Raw genomic sequence first — 18,041 nt, forward strand, 5'->3', positions numbered from 1 at the left:
TCGCATGGAATTAGAAAAATTAACAGCTTTACAGCTGGCTGAAAAAATAAAAAAGCATGAGATTACCGTGACAGATGGTGTGAAGGAAGTCTTCTCCAAAATCGAGGAAAAGGACGAGAAGATTCACGCTTATCTGGACACATACAGAAAAGAAGCATTTGCCCGGGCAAAAGAAGTGGAAAAAGGGATTGAAGACGGCACTTACACTGGTCCTCTTGCCGGCGTTCCTATTGCCATCAAGGACAACATCTGTGTACAGGGAAAACCTACTACCTGTGCTTCTAAGATACTGGAAGGTTTTGTCCCACAGTATCAGGCGGAGGTAATCGACCGTCTGGAAAAGGCAGGAATGATCATTATTGGAAAGACCAACATGGATGAGTTTGCCATGGGAAGTACCACAGAGACTTCTGCCTATGGCATTACCAGAAACCCATGGAACACTGAACACGTTCCGGGAGGCTCTTCAGGAGGCTCCTGCGCGGCTGTAGCGGCAGGGGAGACCTATCTGGCACTTGGCTCCGATACAGGCGGTTCCATCCGTCAGCCAAGCTCCTACTGTGGCGTAACAGGTCTGAAACCTACTTACGGCACGGTTTCTCGTTATGGACTTGTGGCCTATGCCTCTTCACTTGATCAGATCGGACCAGTTGGAAAAGATGTGGCAGATTGTGCTGCACTTCTGGAAGTTATCGCTGGATATGATCCAAAAGACAGTACTTCCATTGACCGGAAGGACCTGGATTTTTCCAGTGAGATAACAGACAAGATTGCTGGAATGAAGTTTGGGGTACCGAAGGAATATCTGGCAGAGGGACTTTCCCCAGAGGTAAAAGAGGCTTTTATGGAGACTCTGAAAGTGCTTACCCAGATGGGGGCTATTGTAGAGTTTTTCTCTGTAAAGACTATGGAATACATGATCCCAGCCTATTATATTATCGCCAGTGCGGAGGCCAGCTCCAACCTGGAACGTTTTGATGGTGTGAAATACGGCTATCGTGCCAAAGAGTACGAAGGCCTTCACGATATGTACAAACGCAGCAGGACAGAGGGCTTTGGAGAGGAAGTAAAGCGCCGTATTATGCTTGGTTCCTTTGTCTTAAGCTCTGGTTATTACGATGCTTATTATCTGAAAGCCCTGCGCACAAAGGCGCTTATCAAAAAAGAATTTGACCAGGCATTTGAAAAATATGATGTTCTTCTGGCCCCGGCAGCTCCTTATACAGCTCCGAAGATCGGGGAAAGCTTAAAGGATCCTATGGCTATGTACCTGGGAGATATTTACACCGTTGCAGTAAACCTTTGCGGACTTCCGGGAATTACCGTTCCCTGCGGCAAGGACAGCACTGGTCTCCCAATCGGTATTCAGATGATCGGGGACTGCTTTATGGAAAAGAAGATTCTTCGTGCTGCCCATGCATATGAGAAGGCAAGAGGGGATTTTGGAACACCAGAGGAAGGAGGTAAGAGAGCATGAAACAGTATGAGACAATTATCGGACTTGAGGTTCATGTAGAACTTGCCACCAGAACCAAGATTTTCTGCGGCTGTTCCACAGCTTTCGGAGGAGCGCCCAATACCCATACCTGTCCGGTGTGCACTGGTATGCCAGGATCTCTTCCTGTGTTAAATAAAAAGGTAGTAGAATTTGCCCTGCGTGCAGGACTTGCTACTAATTGCAGCATCAATCAGTATTGCAAATTCGACCGTAAGAACTATTTTTACCCGGATAACCCCCAGAATTACCAGATTTCCCAGCTGTATCTGCCAATCTGCCATGACGGTTTTGTGGAAATTGAGACAGAGGCTGGTAAGAAAAAAGTGCGGATTCACGAGATGCATATGGAGGAGGATGCCGGTAAGCTGATCCACGATGAGTGGGAGGACTGCTCCTTGGTAGATTACAACCGAAGCGGCGTGCCTCTGATCGAGATTGTTTCGGAGCCGGATATGAGAAGTGCAGATGAGGTCATCGCTTATCTGGAGAAGCTTCGCTGCACCATGCAGTATCTGGGAGTTTCCGACTGTAAGCTTCAGGAGGGCTCCATGCGTGCGGACGTCAACCTTTCTGTGAGAGTGGCTGGAAGTGACACACTTGGAACCAGAACAGAGATGAAGAACCTGAACTCTTTTAAGGCCATTGCACATGCCATTGAGGGCGAAAGAGAACGTCAGATCGAGCTTCTGGAGATGGGCAGAAGTGTTACCCAGGAGACCAGAAGATGGGATGACAATAAAGAATCTTCTCACGCAATGCGTTCCAAAGAGGATGCAAAGGATTACCGTTATTTCCCGGATCCGGACCTTCCGCCGATTCATATTTCCGATGAGTGGATTGCCAGGATTAAAGGTGAATTGCCAGAGTTCCGTGAGGAGAAGGCAGACCGTTACCAAAGTGAATTTGGTCTTCCAGAGTACGATTCCCAGATCCTTACAGAATCCAGACATCTGGCTGCTCTTTTTGAAGAGGTGGCTACTTTGTGCGGCAACCCGAAGAAGGCTGCAAACTGGTTTATGGTGGAAGTGCTCCGTCTTATGAAGGACAAGGGCGTGGAGGCAGAGAAGGTGAGATTTACACCTCAGCATCTGGCTGATCTTCTTACTATGGTGGATAAGAAAGAGGTAAGCCCCCAGAATGCCAAGAAGGTATTTGAGAAGGTATTCGATGAGGATATTGATCCAGTGGCTTATGTGGAGGAGCATGGTCTTAAGATTCTGGAGGATACCGGACTTCTTAACAGCACCATCCACAGGATCCTGAATGAGAACCCTGGGCCGCTGTCTGAACTGCTTGGAGGTAAGGAGAAGGTTATGGGCTTCTTTGTAGGCCAGATCATGAAGGAAATGAAGGGTAAGGCAAACCCGGCGAGCGTGAGAGAGGCGCTGATGGCTGAGGTTGAGAAGCGAAAATAGAATGATTAGAAAAGACAAACCATACAGGAGGAGAATCAGATGGTTACCGTAAATCACAATTATTTAAAGCTGCCAGGAAGCTATCTTTTTTCTACCATAGGAAAAAAGGTGCGTGCTTATAAAGAAGAAAATCCAGATAAGGAGGTGATCAGCCTTGGAATCGGTGATGTCACACAGCCGCTGGTTCCAGCTATTATTGAGTCACTTCATAGTGCTGTAGAGGAGATGGCCCATGCTGAGACTTTTCATGGTTATGCACCGGATCTTGGCTATGAATTTCTGAGAAATGCAATTGCAAAAAATGATTATCAGGATAGAGGCTGCGATATTGCAGCGGATGAGATCTTTGTTTCGGATGGAGCGAAGAGTGATTCCGGTAATATTCAGGAGATTTTTGGATCTGATAATAAAGTGGCTGTCTGCGACCCGGTTTATCCGGTTTATGTAGATACCAATGTAATGGCTGGCCGTACTGGAGAGTACAATACGGTCCGTGAGAATTTTGACGGTGTGATCTATATGCCGTGCCGCAAGGAAAACGGATTTTTACCGGAGTTTCCGTCTGAGGTACCAGATCTGATTTATCTTTGTTTCCCGAATAACCCCACTGGTTCTGCAATCACAAAGGATGAGCTGCAGAAATGGGTGGATTATGCCAACAAAAATGGCTGCGTGATCATTTATGATGCAGCTTATGAGGCTTATATTTCTGAGGAGAATGTGCCTCACAGCATTTACGAATGTGAGGGGGCCAGGACCTGTGCCATTGAGCTTAGAAGCTTTTCCAAGAATGCAGGATTTACCGGCGTTCGTCTCGGATTTACGGTAATTCCGAAGGATCTGGTAAGAGACGGCGTGTCCCTTCACAGCCTGTGGGCAAGACGCCATGGTACCAAGTTTAATGGTGCTCCTTATATTGTGCAGAAGGCTGGTGAGGCTGTTTATTCTGAGGCTGGCAAGGCGCAGCTGAAGGAGCAGGTTGGTTATTACATGAGAAATGCAAAGCTGATCCATGATGAACTGGCAAAGGCTGGTTTCTCTGTTTCCGGTGGTGTGAATGCGCCGTATATCTGGCTGGAAACACCGGATAAAATGACTTCCTGGGAGTTCTTTGATTATCTTCTTAAGAATGCAAATGTGGTTGGTACACCGGGTTCTGGTTTTGGTGCTCATGGTGAGGGCTATTTCCGTCTGACTGCTTTTGGTACTTATGAGAATACCCTGAAAGCCATTGACAGGATCAAGAGTTTGTAATTATAATTGAAGAAAGCTGAAAAACAGGGCGTATCTCTGGCGAAAGGCTGGGGATGCGCTCTTTTTATGAAGGAGGATTTTGATATGAAGATCAGTCGTGTTGAACATATGTGTGAGGGAAATGGACATGTAATTATCAAGGAACTGCTGGATGGGCAGCAGTTGAATGGGAAATGTGGGCTTTATGCGGAGGTAACTCTGGAGCCAGGATGTTCTCTTGGTTTTCATATGCATTATGGGGAGAGCGAGACCTACTATATTCTCACTGGTGAGGGAGAATATAATGACAATGGCACTTCCTGGAGACATGTAAAAGCAGGAGATATTACCTTTACACCGGATGGCAGAGGTCATGGACTGGCCAATACGGGAAATACGGATCTGGTGTTTATGGCACTGATCATTAAAGATTGAGACAGCTGCCAGCCAGACGTCAGCGCCTGCTGACAGGGAAAAAAATATATTTAGGAGTTTAGAAATGAATCATACAGCAGAGAAATTACTTACATTTATTAAAGAGAGTCCTACTGCATTTCAGGCAGTGGAGATGATGAAAAAGAGATTTACGGAGAATGGTTTTACAGAGTTAAAGGAAGATGAGCATTGGGAGATAGAGAATGGCGGAAAGTATTTTGTGATCCGGAATCATTCCGCGATCATTGCATTTACAGTGCCGAAAGTTTCCAGCGATGTGTTCCATATTATTGCAAGCCACAGCGATTCCCCATCCTTGAAAATTAAGGAGAATCCGGAGATGGTGGAAAATGGATACGTAAAGCTGAATGTGGAGCTTTATGGTGGAGCGCTTCTGGCGCCCTGGTTTGACAGACCTCTTTCTGTGGCTGGACGTCTGATCGTGAAGGAAAATGGACAGATCTGTGAGAAGCTGGTGACAGTGGATAAGGATATGCTAATGATCCCGAACCTGGCGATCCACATGAACCGTGAGGCGAACAGCGGATATAAGTACAATGTACAGAAGGATATGCTGCCTCTTTATGGACTGGAGAGCGCCAAGGGGACTTTCTTTAAAACTGTGGCGGAGGCTGCCGGAGTGAAGGAAGAGGATATTCTGGGACACGATCTGTTCCTTTACAACCGTATGCCTAGTACTGTCTGGGGCAGCGAGGAGGAGTTTGTTTCTGCGCCAAGACTGGATGATCTTCAGTGTGCTTTTTCTTCTATGGAAGGGCTGATCGCGGGAAAACATGAGAAGAGCATCTGTGTACATATGGTAATGGATAATGAAGAGGTAGGAAGCGGCACCAAGCAGGGCGCGGCATCTACCTTCCTCCGGGATACCCTCCTTCGCATTAATCTGGGGCTTGGAAGAAGCTATGAGGATTATCTGATCTCTCTTGCAAAGAGCTTTATGATCTCTGCTGACAATGCCCATGCCATCCATCCAAATTACCCGGAAAAGGCAGATCCGGTGAACCGTCCGCGTATTAATGCTGGAATTGCAGTGAAGTATAATGCAAACCAGAAGTACTGTACAGATGGAATTTCTGCGGCCACATTTAAAGAGCTTTGTAAAGAGGCAGGAGTATCCTGCCAGGTATATGTGAACCGGTCCGATGTAGCTGGCGGTTCTACCCTTGGCAATATTTCCAATACCCAGGTGGCTTTAAATACAGTGGATATCGGACTGCCGCAGCTGGCCATGCATTCTCCTTATGAGACTGCAGGAGTGAAGGATACCTGCGATTTTGTGAAGCTTGCGGAGGTATTCTATGCTTAAGGCTGTCAACGCGATCAGAAGTGGGGATTTTCATAAAAAAGTAGTTTTCTTTGATGCAGATGGTACCATCTGTGATATTGAAAAGGGGACTCCGGCAAGTGCTGTAGAGGCCATAACCAAGCTTATAGAGAATGGACATGAGGCATGGCTTTGTACAGGAAGAAGCCGGGCTTTTGTGCCGGATTATCTGGAGAAGATCCCTTTTACCGGGATGATCAGCGCCTGTGGATGTACCATTGAGAAAAATGGAGAGCGGCTTTTTAACAAGGAGATGACCACACAGGAGGCCTGGCATTCTGTGGAGGTTCTCCGAAAATATGGCATGGTTCCGGTAATGGAGGGTGCCGACTGGATGTATTATGACAAGGATGAGTACAATACAGAGATCAACTGGTATGCAGATCTGATCACAAAGGCTCTGGGGGCAAAGTGGCGCCCGATTAAGGGGTATGAGCAGGATCTTCATATCAATAAGATCAGCTCCAAGATCGTGCCAGGAAGTGATCCGAAGAAGGCCTGTGCAGAGCTTGGGGACTATTATGAGTTTATTGGTCATGTAGGGGAAGGCCTCGCCGGAGATACCATTGAGATGATCCCCAAGGGCTTTTCAAAGGCGGTCGGCATTGCGGCTGTGTGCAGGATCTTTAACATTGCGCATGAGGATACCATTGTGTTTGGTGACAGCAACAATGACCTGTCTATGTTTGAATATGCAAAGACGAAGGTGGCAATGGGAAATGCGGCGCCAGGAATCAAGAAGCTGGCCGATTATGTGACAACGGATATTTTCCATTATGGAATTAAGAATGGGCTGGAGCATCTGGGGCTGATCTAGGGTTAGGGGTTAAAATCTCTCACCAATCGTGAGGCATAATATGTTGAAATTTTTTGCGCGAGTTTAAGATAAAGGATAAAATATGGCAGAGCGATTCAATTACCAACCTAAATTTGAAAAATACAAAGAAGAGCTGATCATACTGCGTCGGTATTTTCACAGACATCCGGAGCTGGGACTCCAGGAGTTTGAAACTTCAGCTTTTATACAGGAGTATCTGGGAAAACTAGGCTACCATTTTCGGATGGTGGAGCCTACCGGGATCATTGCGGAGCATCCCTGCCAGGATATGGCAGCGTTTGCCTGCAAAAAGAAGGTAGTGCTTCGTGCGGAGATGGATGCCCTTCCTATAAAAGAACAGACCGGGCTTTCTTATGCGTCGGAAAAGGATGGAGTGATGCACGCCTGCGGCCACGATGGGATTGTGGCAACAGCCCTTGTGCTGGCACGTATTCTGGTAGAAGAGGGGGAGAAGTTTCCGGTGCGGATGCGGTTCCTTTTTGAACCGGCTGAGGAGATTGGAGAGGGCGCAAAAAGGATGCTCTTAGCTGGTGCTCTTGATGGGGAGCCGGATGCTTTTCTTATGTTCCATTATGCAGTAGACCAGCCCTTTGGCATGGCTGTGCATGAGGGACAGGCCTCTGCGATGATCAATGGCATGGAAATCCGTGTTCATGGAAAATCCAGCCACTGGTGTGAGGCGGACAAGGGAATTGACAGTATTTACGCGGCTTCCCTGGTGGTAAAAGCCCTTCATGACCTGAACGAAACCTATAAAGGAAAAGGTCCCTGCCTGATTGGAACCGGAACCATCCATGGTGGAGAATACTCCAATATTATTACCGATCTTGTGACCTTACGGGGAAATATCCGGGCTGCTTATGAGGAGGATTATCTGGCTCTGGCTGAGCGTTTGAAGGAAATATTAAAAGAGGTAGAAGCAAAGACTGGCACCACAATGGAGCTGGAATATCCTAAGCCCGCAGTTCTGCCTTTTGCAAACGATCCCGGGCTTACCAGAATTGCAGAAGAGGCGGGAAAGAAAGTGTTTGGAGACCAGTTCCTTCTGGAAGGCGAGGACCAGCTGTTTTTGTCCGGAGACAATGCCTACCGGTATTTTTTACAGACAAAGGGATTGTTCAGCGTATTTCTGGCTGGGATTCCTGGAAAGGTTTATCCGCTGCATCATCCGAAATTTCAGTTTGATGAGGCAATCCTGCCGTATAGCTTGGAGGCCTTGTATGAAATACTGGCTGGAATTGGCTGTGAATGAGGAGAGGGAAAGCAGCGGAGAACTTAAGAAAACAAAAATAATAACAGCTTACACAGATGCAGGTTTGGGAATAAGAAAGAGCATTTGTGTAAGCTGTTTTTTTGAAAATGTTAATATTGTTATTAAAAAATGTTTAAATCAACCCAAAACTCTTACAAATGAACAACCAGACCGTAAGGGTAAAGGCACTGAAAAGTGTGGTGAGCATAATAACACTGGAAGAAAAAGATCCTTCGTGTCCCATGTTTTTCGCCATGATATAGCAGCTGACTGTAGTGGCGGAACCAAGCATGATCAAAATGGCAACTAGTTTGTCGTGGGTAAATCCAAGACTGACTGCAACTGGAAGGAAGATGGTACAAAAGCCGATCAGCTTCATAAAGGTGCAGGCAATGGTTGCTTTTAATCTGGAAAAGGCTTTTCCAAAATGAAGGGCGCCGCCCATTGCCATTAGACCAAGAGGGGTAGCTGTTTTGCCCAGATTGTTAACCGTACTGTAAAGGATGGTTGGAAGAGGCAGGCGAAGGAGAGACCAGATCAGACCTGCCAGGATTCCCAGGATAATGGGGTTGGCTGCAATTCCCTTTAAGGTTCTTAGGATCAGCTGTTTATCCATTTTATGGTGTCCAGGCTGCATGAAGGAGAGCACTGTGACTGCCATTACGTTGTAAAGGGGCACACTTGCAATGATCATCAGCGGTGCCATGCCGGCGTCTCCGTAAAGATTCTGGATAATGGCAATGCCAAGGATTGCTGCGCTGCTCCGGTAAGAGGCCTGCACAAATTCGCCCTGGATGTCTCTTGGCTTCAGAAGAAAGGAGAGGCCAATGGAGATAGCAATGCTGCAAAAGGTGGCGACCAAACAGAAGAGAACAAATTTGGTATCCCACACTTTCATAAAATCCGATTCCGCCACATTCAGGAATAAAAGGGCGGGCAGGGCAGCCTTAAATACGAATTTGTTCATCTGGGAGACGAAGGAGTCGTCATAAAGATTGATTTTTCGAAGAAAAAAACCAAGCATAAGGGTTAAAAAAATAGGAATTGTCGCATTGAGACAAAAAGTAAGATTTTCCATAACAAAATTCACCTTTCTTAGGCCGGCGCCAGTAACGGCGGGTTATCTTTTTTGATTATAAACTCTTTCCAATAATTGTCAAATTTTGTTTTCTGTGGTATCGTATAAATGACAGGCAACGAATGGAGGAGAATTATGAGATACGGTAAGATTCGCGTAGAAGATGGAAATCTGGTCTTTTTCAGACATATGATACAGAATAATCTCCCATGCCGGGATATTGTTTGGGCATATATCCATCGGGAAGGCGAAAATGCAGAGGCAGCAGTGAAACAGATGATTTCCAATTATCTGGTGATTATTACCAGAAGGAAGAAACAGTATCGGTTTGAAATGACAGAGCATGAGGCACAGGATTGTCTGCGGATTTTGAAGCTTCTGAATTCGGAGATGGCTACTGGCTTTCCAAGAGGAAGCAGGATCCCTCTTCAGAGTCTTCCTAATACAAGGGATCTGGGGGCGATCGTCACAAAGGATGGACGTCACATTCTTCCAAGAAAGCTTATCCGGAGCGGAAATCTTTATCATGCTTCCGTGGCAGACCAGCATGTTTTGCAGGAGGAATGCAAGTTAAAAACTGTAATCGATCTCAGAGACCAGACGGAACGAAATGAGAAGCCGGATGCTGTGATGAAGGGGGTGGAATATTATTATATTCCCATGAGTGATGAGGAGCTGATCAATGATTCCCCGGAAAGTGTTCTTGGAATGCTGCAGTCTGATGGAATGCTCCACCAGGTGCTGGATTATGATGGAGACATTGAAAAGCTGCTGGAGCAGCAGTATGAGAATTTTGTGAAGGATCAGTACTGTGTGAAGCAGTGTGCCAGATTTATTGATGTACTGCTGCATCATGACAATGGAGCTGTTTTATGGCATTGCAGCTGGGGAAAAGACCGGGTAGGAGTGACGACTGCACTTCTTCTTTGCATACTTGGTGTCCACCGGGATGTGATCCGGGAGGATTTTATGCGCTCCAATGTATATCTGGCAGGGGAACTGGACTATATGTTACGTTATCTTGAGGCGAACCGCCTGGACAGCATTGCAAATGTGAACAAAGTGTCAGCACTTTTTAAAGTAAAAGAAGAATATCTGGACCGGATGTTCCAGACCATCTATGGGGAATATGGAAATGTGGAGCGCTTCCTAAGAAGAGGGCTCTATTTGAATCCAAAGACCGTGACAGATCTACAGAGTAAATATCTGATATAAAATACTGGAGTCGGTATAAAACCAAAGTCCGGCCTCTGATATGTATAATTATGCTTTAATACAATAAAACATTAAAACTTTTTTGGAATGTAGCATTGACAAAAAAAATTATATTGTTATAATGGTAAACATATCAATCTGAAGCACGAAAGCAGGATTATTTTTATGCAAAACAAGATTTTATCATTATTAGTTGATAACACGTCTGGTGTACTTAGCCGGATCGCCGGAATGTTCAGCCGACGTGGTTATAATATTGACAGTATCACTGCTGGAGTTACAGCAGATGTGAGATACACCCGTATTACAGTGGTGTGTAGTGGAGATGACACAATTCTTGACCAGATTGTGAAGCAGCTTGCGAAGCTTGTAGATGTAAGGGATATTAAGGTTCTGGATCCATCTGAGAGCGTTGTTCGTGAGACTGTTCTTGTGAAGGTTGCAGCAGCACCGGAGCAGAGACAGGGAATTGTTTCCATTGCAGATATTTTCCGCGCCAAGGTGGTGGATGTGAGTAAGGATTCTCTGATTGTGGAGATGACAGGAAGCAAGACCAAGCTGGAAGCGTTTATTGATCTGATGGGAGATTACGAGATCCTGGAGCTGGCACGCGCCGGCGTTATGGGGCTTGAGAGAGGCTCCCATGGAGTAAAGTTTTTATAGTTTGCTAAGGGGTATGTATTCCGAATATGAATAATCATGCGTTTGGTATGCATATATATACCCTTAACGATACATTATTTCTAAGTTTTAACACAGTAGGAGGAAACGAAAATGTCAGCAAGAATTTTTTACCAGGAAGATTGTAATCTGTCTTTATTAGATGGAAAGACAATCGCAATTATCGGCTACGGCAGCCAGGGACATGCTCATGCACTGAACCTGAAAGAGTCCGGATGTGACGTCATTATCGGTCTTTACGAAGGCAGCAAATCCTGGAAGAGAGCTGAAGAGCAGGGATTTAAAGTATATACAGCAGCAGAGGCTGCAAAGAAAGCTGATATCATCATGATCCTGATCAATGATGAGAAACAGGCTGATATGTACAAGAATGATATCGAGCCAAACCTTGAGGAAGGCAACATGCTTATGTTCGCTCATGGTTTCAACATTCATTTCGGATGCATCGTTCCGCCAAAGAATGTAGATGTTACCATGATCGCTCCAAAAGGACCTGGACATACAGTAAGAAGCGAGTATCAGGCAGGCAAAGGTGTTCCGTGTCTGGTAGCTGTTGAGCAGGACTACACAGGAAAAGCTCTTGACGTTGCACTTGCATATGCACTTGGCATCGGCGGAGCAAGAGCTGGTGTTCTTGAGACAACCTTCCGTACAGAGACCGAGACAGACCTTTTTGGTGAGCAGGCAGTACTTTGCGGTGGTGTTTGCGCTCTTATGCAGGCTGGTTTCGAGACTCTTTGTGAGGCTGGTTATGACCCAAGAAATGCTTACTTTGAGTGTATCCATGAGATGAAGCTGATCGTAGACCTGATCTATCAGTCAGGCTTCGCTGGAATGAGATACTCCATCTCCAACACAGCTGAGTACGGCGATTACGTCACAGGACCGAAGCTTGTTACAGAAGAGACAAAGAAAGCTATGAAGAAGATCCTTTCCGACATTCAGGATGGTACCTTTGCAAAAGAATTCCTGCTTGATATGAGCCCGGCTGGACGTCAGGTACACTTCAAAGCTATGAGAAAGAAAGCTGCTGAGCATCCATCAGAGAAAGTTGGCGAAGAGATCCGTAAACTTTACAGCTGGAACGGCGAAGACAAGCTGATCAACAACTAATTCAATAGAACAGGTAAAGAAATAAATGGGGACAGTCCTTTGGGACTGCCCCTTATTTTATTTGTTGCAGAAAATGGAAAAGCTTTCAGAGAGTGTTTTGCCGCATCGTTTTCTATAATTTATCCAAGCTTTGACAGAGCCTCTTCAGATACGATTTTTCCACGTACACTGAGGAAAATGATAAAAGCAGTGGTAGCAGCTGTAACATCTGAGATGGGTTCTGCATAATAAATCCCCATAACGCCGAAGAACTTCGGAAGGATCAGTGCCAGCGGGATCAACAGGATTACTTTACGGAGCAAGGCAATAAAAAGAGAAATTTTTGCCTGGCCCAGACCCATGAAAGTGGTCTGACAGCCCATCTGGATCCCGAAAACGGCAATTCCTGCCATGAAGATCGGCATCACCTTTTTTACTAATGCAAGAAGCTCCTGGTCAGAAGTAAAGATCCCTGCGAAAACACCAGGGAAAAACACAGTGAGAAGGCAGAAAACAGTGGCAACTGCAAAGGTAAAGCTGATGGTAAGCCGATAAGTCTTTTTTACACGGTCAAATTTTCTGGCACCAAAATTGTAACTGATAATGGGCTGCACGCCCTGTGTAAAGCCCTGAATGGGAACTACGGCAAGCTGCATAACACTTTGAAGAATGGTCATGGAGCCGACGTACAAATCTCCCCCATAAATGGAGAGCCCACGGTTTAATACAATGTTGATAGCGCTTTCTGTGGCCTGCATAATAAAAGGCGAGATCCCAAGAGCCATGATATTTTTCAATATTCCAAAATCAATGGCCATATTTTTTCGCCGGATGCGGATGGCAGACTTTTCAGAAAGTAGAAAATGCACTACCCAGATAGCACTGACTGCCTGGGAAATGATGGTGGCAAGGGCTGCTCCCTGTACATTCATATGCAATACGAAAATAAAAAACGGATCCAGCACAATGTTGATCACAGCGCCGATAAGCACCGATAGCATAGCGGTACGTGCCTGTCCCTGTGAGGAGATAAACATGTTAAGTCCCAGTGCAAGCTGTACGAAAATCGTGCCAAAAAGATAGATGGTAATATAATTTACTGCATATGTAATGGTCTGGTCACTGGCTCCGAACAGAAATAGAAGGGGACGTTTGAAAATCATAAAAATAATTGTCAGGGAAATGGAGAAAATAAGAAGAACACTGACTCCGTTTCCAAGGATTTTTTCTGCCCGGTCCCGGTCGCCTTTGCCAAGTGCAATGGAAGCAAGTGGTGCGCCGCCGGCGCCGATGAAAGCACTGAATGCAGAAATCATCATAATAATAGGAAAAGTAAGGCCTACTCCGGTCAAAGCAATTGGTCCCACATCCTGGATGTGTCCAATATACATTCTGTCAATAATGTTATAAAGAACATTGATCAGCTGTGCAATGACAGAAGGAATTGCGAGGCTGGCCATAAGACGGGGCAGGTTTTCTGTGCCTAGCTTTTGTTCTCGTGTCTGATTCATGAATTACCTCTTTTCTCGTTTTATCGTCAGGAAGTAAGTATAACATATGGAAATTTTTTCAGCAAGAATTGATGAGAGAAATTACCATTAAGTACTATAGGAAAATAGAGGAAGATGTGATATGATAGCAGAAAAGGTTAGAACATACTAACTTGCATGGCTTTTGAAGTATGGTGCATAAAATATAGAAACGAAGGAGGTGTTAGAATGAATGTATTCTGGGGATTGATGATTCCCTTTGCAGGAACTGCTCTTGGAGCTGCCTGCGTATTTTTTATGAAAAAAGAGCTGGATCCTCTGGTGCAGAAAGGATTTCTTGGTTTCGCAGCAGGTGTTATGGTTGCAGCTTCAGTTTGGTCTCTTTTGATCCCGGCAATGGATATGTGCGCCGGAATGGGGAAGCTGGCGTTTATTCCAGCGGCTTTTGGCTTTTGGCTTGGAATTGGTTTTCTGCTTTTTATGGATCGGCATGTGCCCCATTTGCATCTGGACAGCGAGGAAAACGAAGGCCCGAAATGTAATTTAAAAAAAACGACCATGCTTGTCCTTGCAGTAACCCTTCATAATATACCAGAAGGATTGTCCGCAGGTGCGGTGTTTGCAGGAGCCATGTCTGGAAACGAGACGGTGACTATGGCTGGCGCTTTTGCCCTGGCCATTGGAATTGCCATACAGAATTTTCCGGAAGGAGCTATTATTTCCATGCCTCTTTGTGGAAATGGGATGAGCAGGAAAAAGGCATTTGTTTATGGAACTGCTTCCGGGGCAGTGGAACCCATCGCAGGCGGGCTGACTCTTTTGCTGGCGAAATACATTACGCCGGTGCTTCCTTATCTGTTATCCTTTGCAGCCGGTGCTATGATCTACGTGGTTGTGGAGGAGCTGATCCCGGAATCTAGTGAAGGAGAGCACAGTAATATTGGAACCCTTGCTTTTGCAGCAGGGTTTGTGCTGATGATGGTGCTGGACGTGGCGCTGGGGTAGGGTTACGGTTCACTTCGTGAACAGTAACGGGGTAGAGGCTTCTATGGGGCTTCTATAAGAAAATCTGTTGCAATTTATCTGCTTCAAGTATAAAATGGGAGCAGAGTAAATTTTTACAAAAGAAAAGGGCTGCCATAGAGACAGTCACAGACAAAAGGAGAGAGTGAAATGTCAACAAAAATCGGACGTAATGATCCATGCTGGTGTGGCAGCGGGAAAAAATATAAAAAATGCCATGAGGCTTTTGATGCAAAGGTGGAAATGCTGCGCCAGAAAGGGTATCCGGTACTGGATCATAAGCTGATCAAAACTCCGGAACAGATTGAGAAGATCAAGGAGAGCTGTAAGATCAATGTGGCTGTGCTTGATTATGTAGCAGAGCATATTAAAGCAGGCGTTTCCACAGAGGAGATCGACCGCTGGGTACATGAGGAAACTGTTCGTCACGGCGGAATCCCGGCACCGCTGAACTATGAAGGCTTTCCCAAGAGCGTCTGCACCTCTGTCAACGAGGTGGTGTGCCATGGAATTCCATCTGAGGACGAAATCCTGAAAGAAGGGGATATTGTAAACGTAGATGTTTCCACCATTTATAATGGTTATTTTTCTGATTCTTCCCGTATGTTCTGTATTGGAAATGTAAGCCCGGAGAAAGAGAAACTGGTCCGCGTTACCAAAGAATGCGTAGAAATTGGTATTTCCCAGGTAAAACCATGGGAGCCTATTGGAAATATGGGACACGCCGTTCATATGCATGCCCTTGAAAATGGCTACACCATTGTAAAAGAGATCGGCGGCCATGGAGTGGGACTGGAATTCCATGAGGATCCGTGGGTAAGCTATACCTCTGAAGAGAATAGTGGCGTGATCATGGAGCCAGGAATGATGTTTACCATTGAACCGATGGTGAATATGGGAAGTGATGAGGTTTATACAGATGAGGAAGATGACTGGACGGTCCGCACCGAAGATGGTATGCCGTCTGCACAGTGGGAAGTTACTGTCCTGGTGACAGAGGATGGCTGTGAGGTGATCTGCTGGTAAAGAGGCGAAATGCTGCTAATGAATAGTAATTGGAAGCTTTCTTTTTTGCTCATTATTTTGTGCACTATTTTGTAAAAATAATAGTTGCAAACAGGAAATAATTATAGTATAATCACTTATGTTGTGAAAAAAGATGGTCCGCTGTTACCGTGATGGGTATTAAGAACATCCAGAGAATAAGGAGAGAATAACATGAACGAAATTATTAAAAACATCGAAGCAGAACAGCTGAAAAAAGAAGTACCGCAGTTTAACGTAGGTGATACCGTAAGAGTACACGCTCTGATCAAAGAGGGTAACCGTGAACGTATCCAGATCTTTGAGGGAACTGTATTAAAGAAACAGGGCGGAAGCACCAGAGCTACTTTCACAGTAAGAAAAGCTTCCAACGGCGTTGGCGTTGAGAAGACATGGCCGCTTCATTCCCCACATGTAAAAGAAGTAGAAGTTATCCGTCATGGTAAAGTTCGTCGTGCAAAACTGAACTACTTAAGAGACCGTGTAGGTAAAGCCGCTAAGGTTAAAGAGCTTGTTAAATAATTTCAATCGTAGAATTCAGTGTTTATTGTTCAATAGCAATATTCCGCGAGCTGTTTTTTGTGAACAAAGTTCACAGAAAACCCGAGAATCTCAGCGCGAAATCATGCGAATGCATGATTTCTGTGCATCGCGAAGCGTGTTGCTGTAAACGAAGTGAACAGTAACAATTTGCTGCGCAGATGGCCGGTATGACTGTCTGGGCAGCATTTTTTATGTAATAGAAAACATATCTCACAGGATATGCGCCCCATTTTTTCCTTTTTCTTTCCCAGGATATGTGGTAAGATAGTAAGGTATCTGGCGGACGGTGCAGGAAATGGTGCTGTCAGATGTGAGGTATGGAATTGTGATACGAATGGAGTAGATATGAGCGACAGAAGAAATAAAAGAGAAAAAGAACAGCTTTTTAACATGCCTGAAATTACAAAAATGGAGAAAAAAGCCCTTTCCGGTGCCATGGAGAAGTTAGAAGACAGCAAGCTGAAGAAGGTGCTGATCTGGGTGTTTGAGATCGTTGTCACACTGATCTTCGCAGCACTGACTTCCATGATGCTGTTCCAGTCTGTGACCATGCAGGAGAGCTCCATGGAGCCGACCCTGGCGGTGGGCAGCCGCTATTTTGTGAATAAGCTTGCTTATAAGGCATCTTCTCCAAAGAGAGGGGACATTATTGTATTCCGCATAAATGGAAGTGATGATGCAGCCCTTCATATCCGCCGTGTGATCGGACTTCCTGGGGAAACCATTCAGATTGTAAATGGAAGGATCCTGATCAATGGAGAGACCTATAAGGAGGGCAAAGACTTCCCGACTATCAACAATCCGGGAATGGCAGCCAATGCCATAACTCTGGAGGCTGGAGAGTATTTTGTCCTGGGAGATAACCGCAACAATAGTGAAGACAGCCGTTATGGGGACATTGGACGGGTGAATAAGAAATACATAACAGGAAAGCTGTGGTTTCAGATTTCCCCGAAGAAAGACATTGGTCCTTTGGAAAACTAACACTTTATAATAGAAAATGAGGTAAATATGAACGTACAATGGTATCCTGGTCATATGACCAAAGCGAAAAGACAGATGCAGGAGGACATTAAGCTGATCGATCTGATCATTGAGCTTGTGGACTCCAGAGTTCCCCTTGCAAGCCGTAACCCAGACATTGACGAGCTTGGCAAAAATAAAGCAAGACTGATCCTTTTAAATAAATCCGACCTTGGGGATGAACGCCAGAATGAAGCCTGGAAGTCCTATTTTCAGAGCAAAGGATTCTATGTGGTAAAAGTAGATTCCCGCAGCGGTTCCGGCATGAAGGCCATTCAGGCGGCGATACAGGAAGCCTGCAAAGAGAAAACAGAGCGGGACAGAAGACGAGGAATCAAGAACCGTCCTATCCGCGCCATGGTAGTAGGAATCCCAAACGTTGGGAAATCTACCTTTATTAATACCTTTGCGGGAAGAGCCTGCGCCAAGACGGGAAACAAGCCTGGTGTGACCAAGGGCAAACAGTGGATCCGTCTGAATAAGAACGTGGAGCTTCTGGATACACCAGGTATCCTTTGGCCGAAATTTGAGGATGAACAGGTGGGAATGCGCCTTGCGTACATTGGTTCCATCAAGGATGACATTCTGAATATGGAAGAGCTTGCCCTCACACTGATTGATTTTCTCCGGGAAAAATATGCAGGCGTACTGGAGAAACGTTATCAGATCCAGGAAGAGGGAACTTCTGTACAGGTATTAGAGGCTATCGCACGCTCCAGGGGCTGCCTGAAAAAGGGCGAGGAACTGGATTATGCCAAGGCATCCCTGATCCTGTTTGATGATTTCCGTTCTGGAAAGATCGGAAGGATCACCTTAGAGTGGGTATGAAGAAGGAA

At 45.5% G+C, this 18,041-nt stretch carries 17 protein-coding genes; 15 read left to right on the plus strand and 2 right to left on the minus strand.

From position 1 onward, the window contains the following. The first annotated feature begins 4 nt into the window (after positions 1–4). From gatA to LIQ05_RS03145, 7 genes are all read left to right on the plus strand, one after another. Positions 5–1,477: an Asp-tRNA(Asn)/Glu-tRNA(Gln) amidotransferase subunit GatA gene (gene gatA / locus LIQ05_RS03115; protein WP_226818524.1), complete on the plus strand. Its 1,473-nt coding sequence runs from the start codon at positions 5–7 to the stop codon at positions 1,475–1,477. After that, positions 1,474–2,913: an Asp-tRNA(Asn)/Glu-tRNA(Gln) amidotransferase subunit GatB gene (gene gatB / locus LIQ05_RS03120; RefSeq protein ID WP_226818526.1), complete on the plus strand. Its 1,440-nt coding sequence runs from the start codon at positions 1,474–1,476 to the stop codon at positions 2,911–2,913. Before gatA ends, gatB begins: the two co-directional genes overlap by 4 nt. 39 nt (positions 2,914–2,952) lie before the next feature. Continuing rightward, positions 2,953–4,167: an LL-diaminopimelate aminotransferase gene (locus LIQ05_RS03125; protein ID WP_226818528.1), complete on the plus strand. Its 1,215-nt coding sequence runs from the start codon at positions 2,953–2,955 to the stop codon at positions 4,165–4,167. 84 nt (positions 4,168–4,251) lie between these two features. Then, positions 4,252–4,581: a cupin domain-containing protein gene (locus tag LIQ05_RS03130; protein WP_226818910.1), complete on the plus strand. Its 330-nt coding sequence runs from the start codon at positions 4,252–4,254 to the stop codon at positions 4,579–4,581. 64 nt (positions 4,582–4,645) lie between these two features. Further along, positions 4,646–5,908, plus strand: coding sequence for a M18 family aminopeptidase (locus LIQ05_RS03135; RefSeq protein WP_226818530.1), 1,263 nt, complete (start codon positions 4,646–4,648; stop codon positions 5,906–5,908). Beyond that, positions 5,901–6,743, plus strand: coding sequence for an HAD-IIB family hydrolase (locus LIQ05_RS03140; RefSeq protein WP_226818532.1), 843 nt, complete (start codon positions 5,901–5,903; stop codon positions 6,741–6,743). The genes LIQ05_RS03135 and LIQ05_RS03140 overlap by 8 nt, the downstream gene beginning before the upstream one ends. An 82-nt stretch (positions 6,744–6,825) precedes the next feature. Beyond that, positions 6,826–8,016 carry a M20 metallopeptidase family protein gene (locus LIQ05_RS03145; RefSeq protein WP_226818534.1) on the plus strand — a complete coding sequence of 397 codons (1,191 nt, stop codon included), beginning with the start codon at positions 6,826–6,828 and terminating at the stop codon, positions 8,014–8,016. A gap of 133 nt (positions 8,017–8,149) precedes the next feature. On the opposite strand, the gene LIQ05_RS03150 is transcribed toward LIQ05_RS03145, so the two are convergent. Further along, the gene (locus tag LIQ05_RS03150) at positions 8,150–9,094 is read right to left on the minus strand and encodes an AEC family transporter (RefSeq protein ID WP_226818536.1); all 945 of its coding nucleotides are present in this window, start codon (positions 9,092–9,094) and stop codon (positions 8,150–8,152) included. A gap of 135 nt (positions 9,095–9,229) precedes the next feature. Here LIQ05_RS03150 and LIQ05_RS03155 point away from each other — a divergent pair, with 135 nt between their 5' ends. From LIQ05_RS03155 to ilvC, 3 genes are all read left to right on the plus strand, one after another. Next, positions 9,230–10,309 carry a tyrosine-protein phosphatase gene (locus LIQ05_RS03155; protein ID WP_226818540.1) on the plus strand — a complete coding sequence of 360 codons (1,080 nt, stop codon included), beginning with the start codon at positions 9,230–9,232 and terminating at the stop codon, positions 10,307–10,309. Between the two features lie 165 nt (positions 10,310–10,474). Then, a complete protein-coding gene (ilvN, locus tag LIQ05_RS03160; RefSeq protein ID WP_226818543.1) occupies positions 10,475–10,972 on the plus strand; it encodes an acetolactate synthase small subunit in 498 nt (165 codons plus the stop codon). A 111-nt stretch (positions 10,973–11,083) separates the two neighbouring features. Beyond that, positions 11,084–12,103, plus strand: a complete 1,020-nt coding sequence (gene ilvC / locus LIQ05_RS03165) for a ketol-acid reductoisomerase (protein WP_226818545.1) — start codon at positions 11,084–11,086, stop codon at positions 12,101–12,103. 119 nt (positions 12,104–12,222) lie between these two features. Here the strand turns inward: ilvC and LIQ05_RS03170 are convergent, their stop codons facing one another. Then, positions 12,223–13,593 carry an MATE family efflux transporter gene (locus LIQ05_RS03170; protein WP_226818547.1) on the minus strand — a complete coding sequence of 457 codons (1,371 nt, stop codon included), beginning with the start codon at positions 13,591–13,593 and terminating at the stop codon, positions 12,223–12,225. Between the two features lie 207 nt (positions 13,594–13,800). Between LIQ05_RS03170 and LIQ05_RS03175 the strand changes: the two genes are divergently transcribed. From LIQ05_RS03175 to ylqF, 5 genes are all read left to right on the plus strand, one after another. Beyond that, a complete protein-coding gene (locus LIQ05_RS03175; protein WP_226818549.1) occupies positions 13,801–14,577 on the plus strand; it encodes a ZIP family metal transporter in 777 nt (258 codons plus the stop codon). Between the two features lie 168 nt (positions 14,578–14,745). After that, entirely contained in the window at positions 14,746–15,621 is an 876-nt protein-coding gene (locus LIQ05_RS03180; protein WP_226818551.1) for a methionyl aminopeptidase, read from the plus strand. Between the two features lie 192 nt (positions 15,622–15,813). Further along, positions 15,814–16,161, plus strand: a complete 348-nt coding sequence (gene rplS, locus LIQ05_RS03185) for a 50S ribosomal protein L19 (RefSeq protein WP_226818553.1) — start codon at positions 15,814–15,816, stop codon at positions 16,159–16,161. 366 nt (positions 16,162–16,527) lie between these two features. Further along, positions 16,528–17,166: a signal peptidase I gene (gene lepB / locus LIQ05_RS03190; RefSeq protein WP_330633940.1), complete on the plus strand. Its 639-nt coding sequence runs from the start codon at positions 16,528–16,530 to the stop codon at positions 17,164–17,166. Positions 17,167–17,193: 27 nt separating this feature from the next. Next, complete coding sequence (gene ylqF, locus LIQ05_RS03195; protein WP_226818555.1) at positions 17,194–18,033, plus strand: ribosome biogenesis GTPase YlqF; 840 nt, start codon at positions 17,194–17,196, stop codon at positions 18,031–18,033. Positions 18,034–18,041: the final 8 nt, after the last annotated feature.

The organism is Blautia glucerasea, assembly GCF_020537505.1.
Taxonomy (GTDB): Bacteria; Bacillota; Clostridia; order Lachnospirales; family Lachnospiraceae; genus Blautia_A.

What these genes read in the sequence shown, in the direction of transcription:
- gatA (WP_226818524.1), top strand. Translation starts at nt 5, where the DNA reads ATGGAATTAGAAAAATTAACAGCTTTACAGCTGGCTGAAAAAATAAAA.
- gatB (WP_226818526.1), top strand. Translation starts at nt 1,474, where the DNA reads ATGAAACAGTATGAGACAATTATCGGACTTGAGGTTCATGTAGAACTT.
- LIQ05_RS03125 (WP_226818528.1), top strand. Translation starts at nt 2,953, where the DNA reads ATGGTTACCGTAAATCACAATTATTTAAAGCTGCCAGGAAGCTATCTT.
- LIQ05_RS03130 (WP_226818910.1), top strand. Translation starts at nt 4,252, where the DNA reads ATGAAGATCAGTCGTGTTGAACATATGTGTGAGGGAAATGGACATGTA.
- LIQ05_RS03135 (WP_226818530.1), top strand. Translation starts at nt 4,646, where the DNA reads ATGAATCATACAGCAGAGAAATTACTTACATTTATTAAAGAGAGTCCT.
- LIQ05_RS03140 (WP_226818532.1), top strand. Translation starts at nt 5,901, where the DNA reads ATGCTTAAGGCTGTCAACGCGATCAGAAGTGGGGATTTTCATAAAAAA.
- LIQ05_RS03145 (WP_226818534.1), top strand. Translation starts at nt 6,826, where the DNA reads ATGGCAGAGCGATTCAATTACCAACCTAAATTTGAAAAATACAAAGAA.
- LIQ05_RS03150 (WP_226818536.1), bottom strand. Translation starts at nt 9,094, where the DNA reads ATGGAAAATCTTACTTTTTGTCTCAATGCGACAATTCCTATTTTTTTA.
- LIQ05_RS03155 (WP_226818540.1), top strand. Translation starts at nt 9,230, where the DNA reads ATGAGATACGGTAAGATTCGCGTAGAAGATGGAAATCTGGTCTTTTTC.
- ilvN (WP_226818543.1), top strand. Translation starts at nt 10,475, where the DNA reads ATGCAAAACAAGATTTTATCATTATTAGTTGATAACACGTCTGGTGTA.
- ilvC (WP_226818545.1), top strand. Translation starts at nt 11,084, where the DNA reads ATGTCAGCAAGAATTTTTTACCAGGAAGATTGTAATCTGTCTTTATTA.
- LIQ05_RS03170 (WP_226818547.1), bottom strand. Translation starts at nt 13,593, where the DNA reads ATGAATCAGACACGAGAACAAAAGCTAGGCACAGAAAACCTGCCCCGT.
- LIQ05_RS03175 (WP_226818549.1), top strand. Translation starts at nt 13,801, where the DNA reads ATGAATGTATTCTGGGGATTGATGATTCCCTTTGCAGGAACTGCTCTT.
- LIQ05_RS03180 (WP_226818551.1), top strand. Translation starts at nt 14,746, where the DNA reads ATGTCAACAAAAATCGGACGTAATGATCCATGCTGGTGTGGCAGCGGG.
- rplS (WP_226818553.1), top strand. Translation starts at nt 15,814, where the DNA reads ATGAACGAAATTATTAAAAACATCGAAGCAGAACAGCTGAAAAAAGAA.
- lepB (WP_330633940.1), top strand. Translation starts at nt 16,528, where the DNA reads ATGAGCGACAGAAGAAATAAAAGAGAAAAAGAACAGCTTTTTAACATG.
- ylqF (WP_226818555.1), top strand. Translation starts at nt 17,194, where the DNA reads ATGAACGTACAATGGTATCCTGGTCATATGACCAAAGCGAAAAGACAG.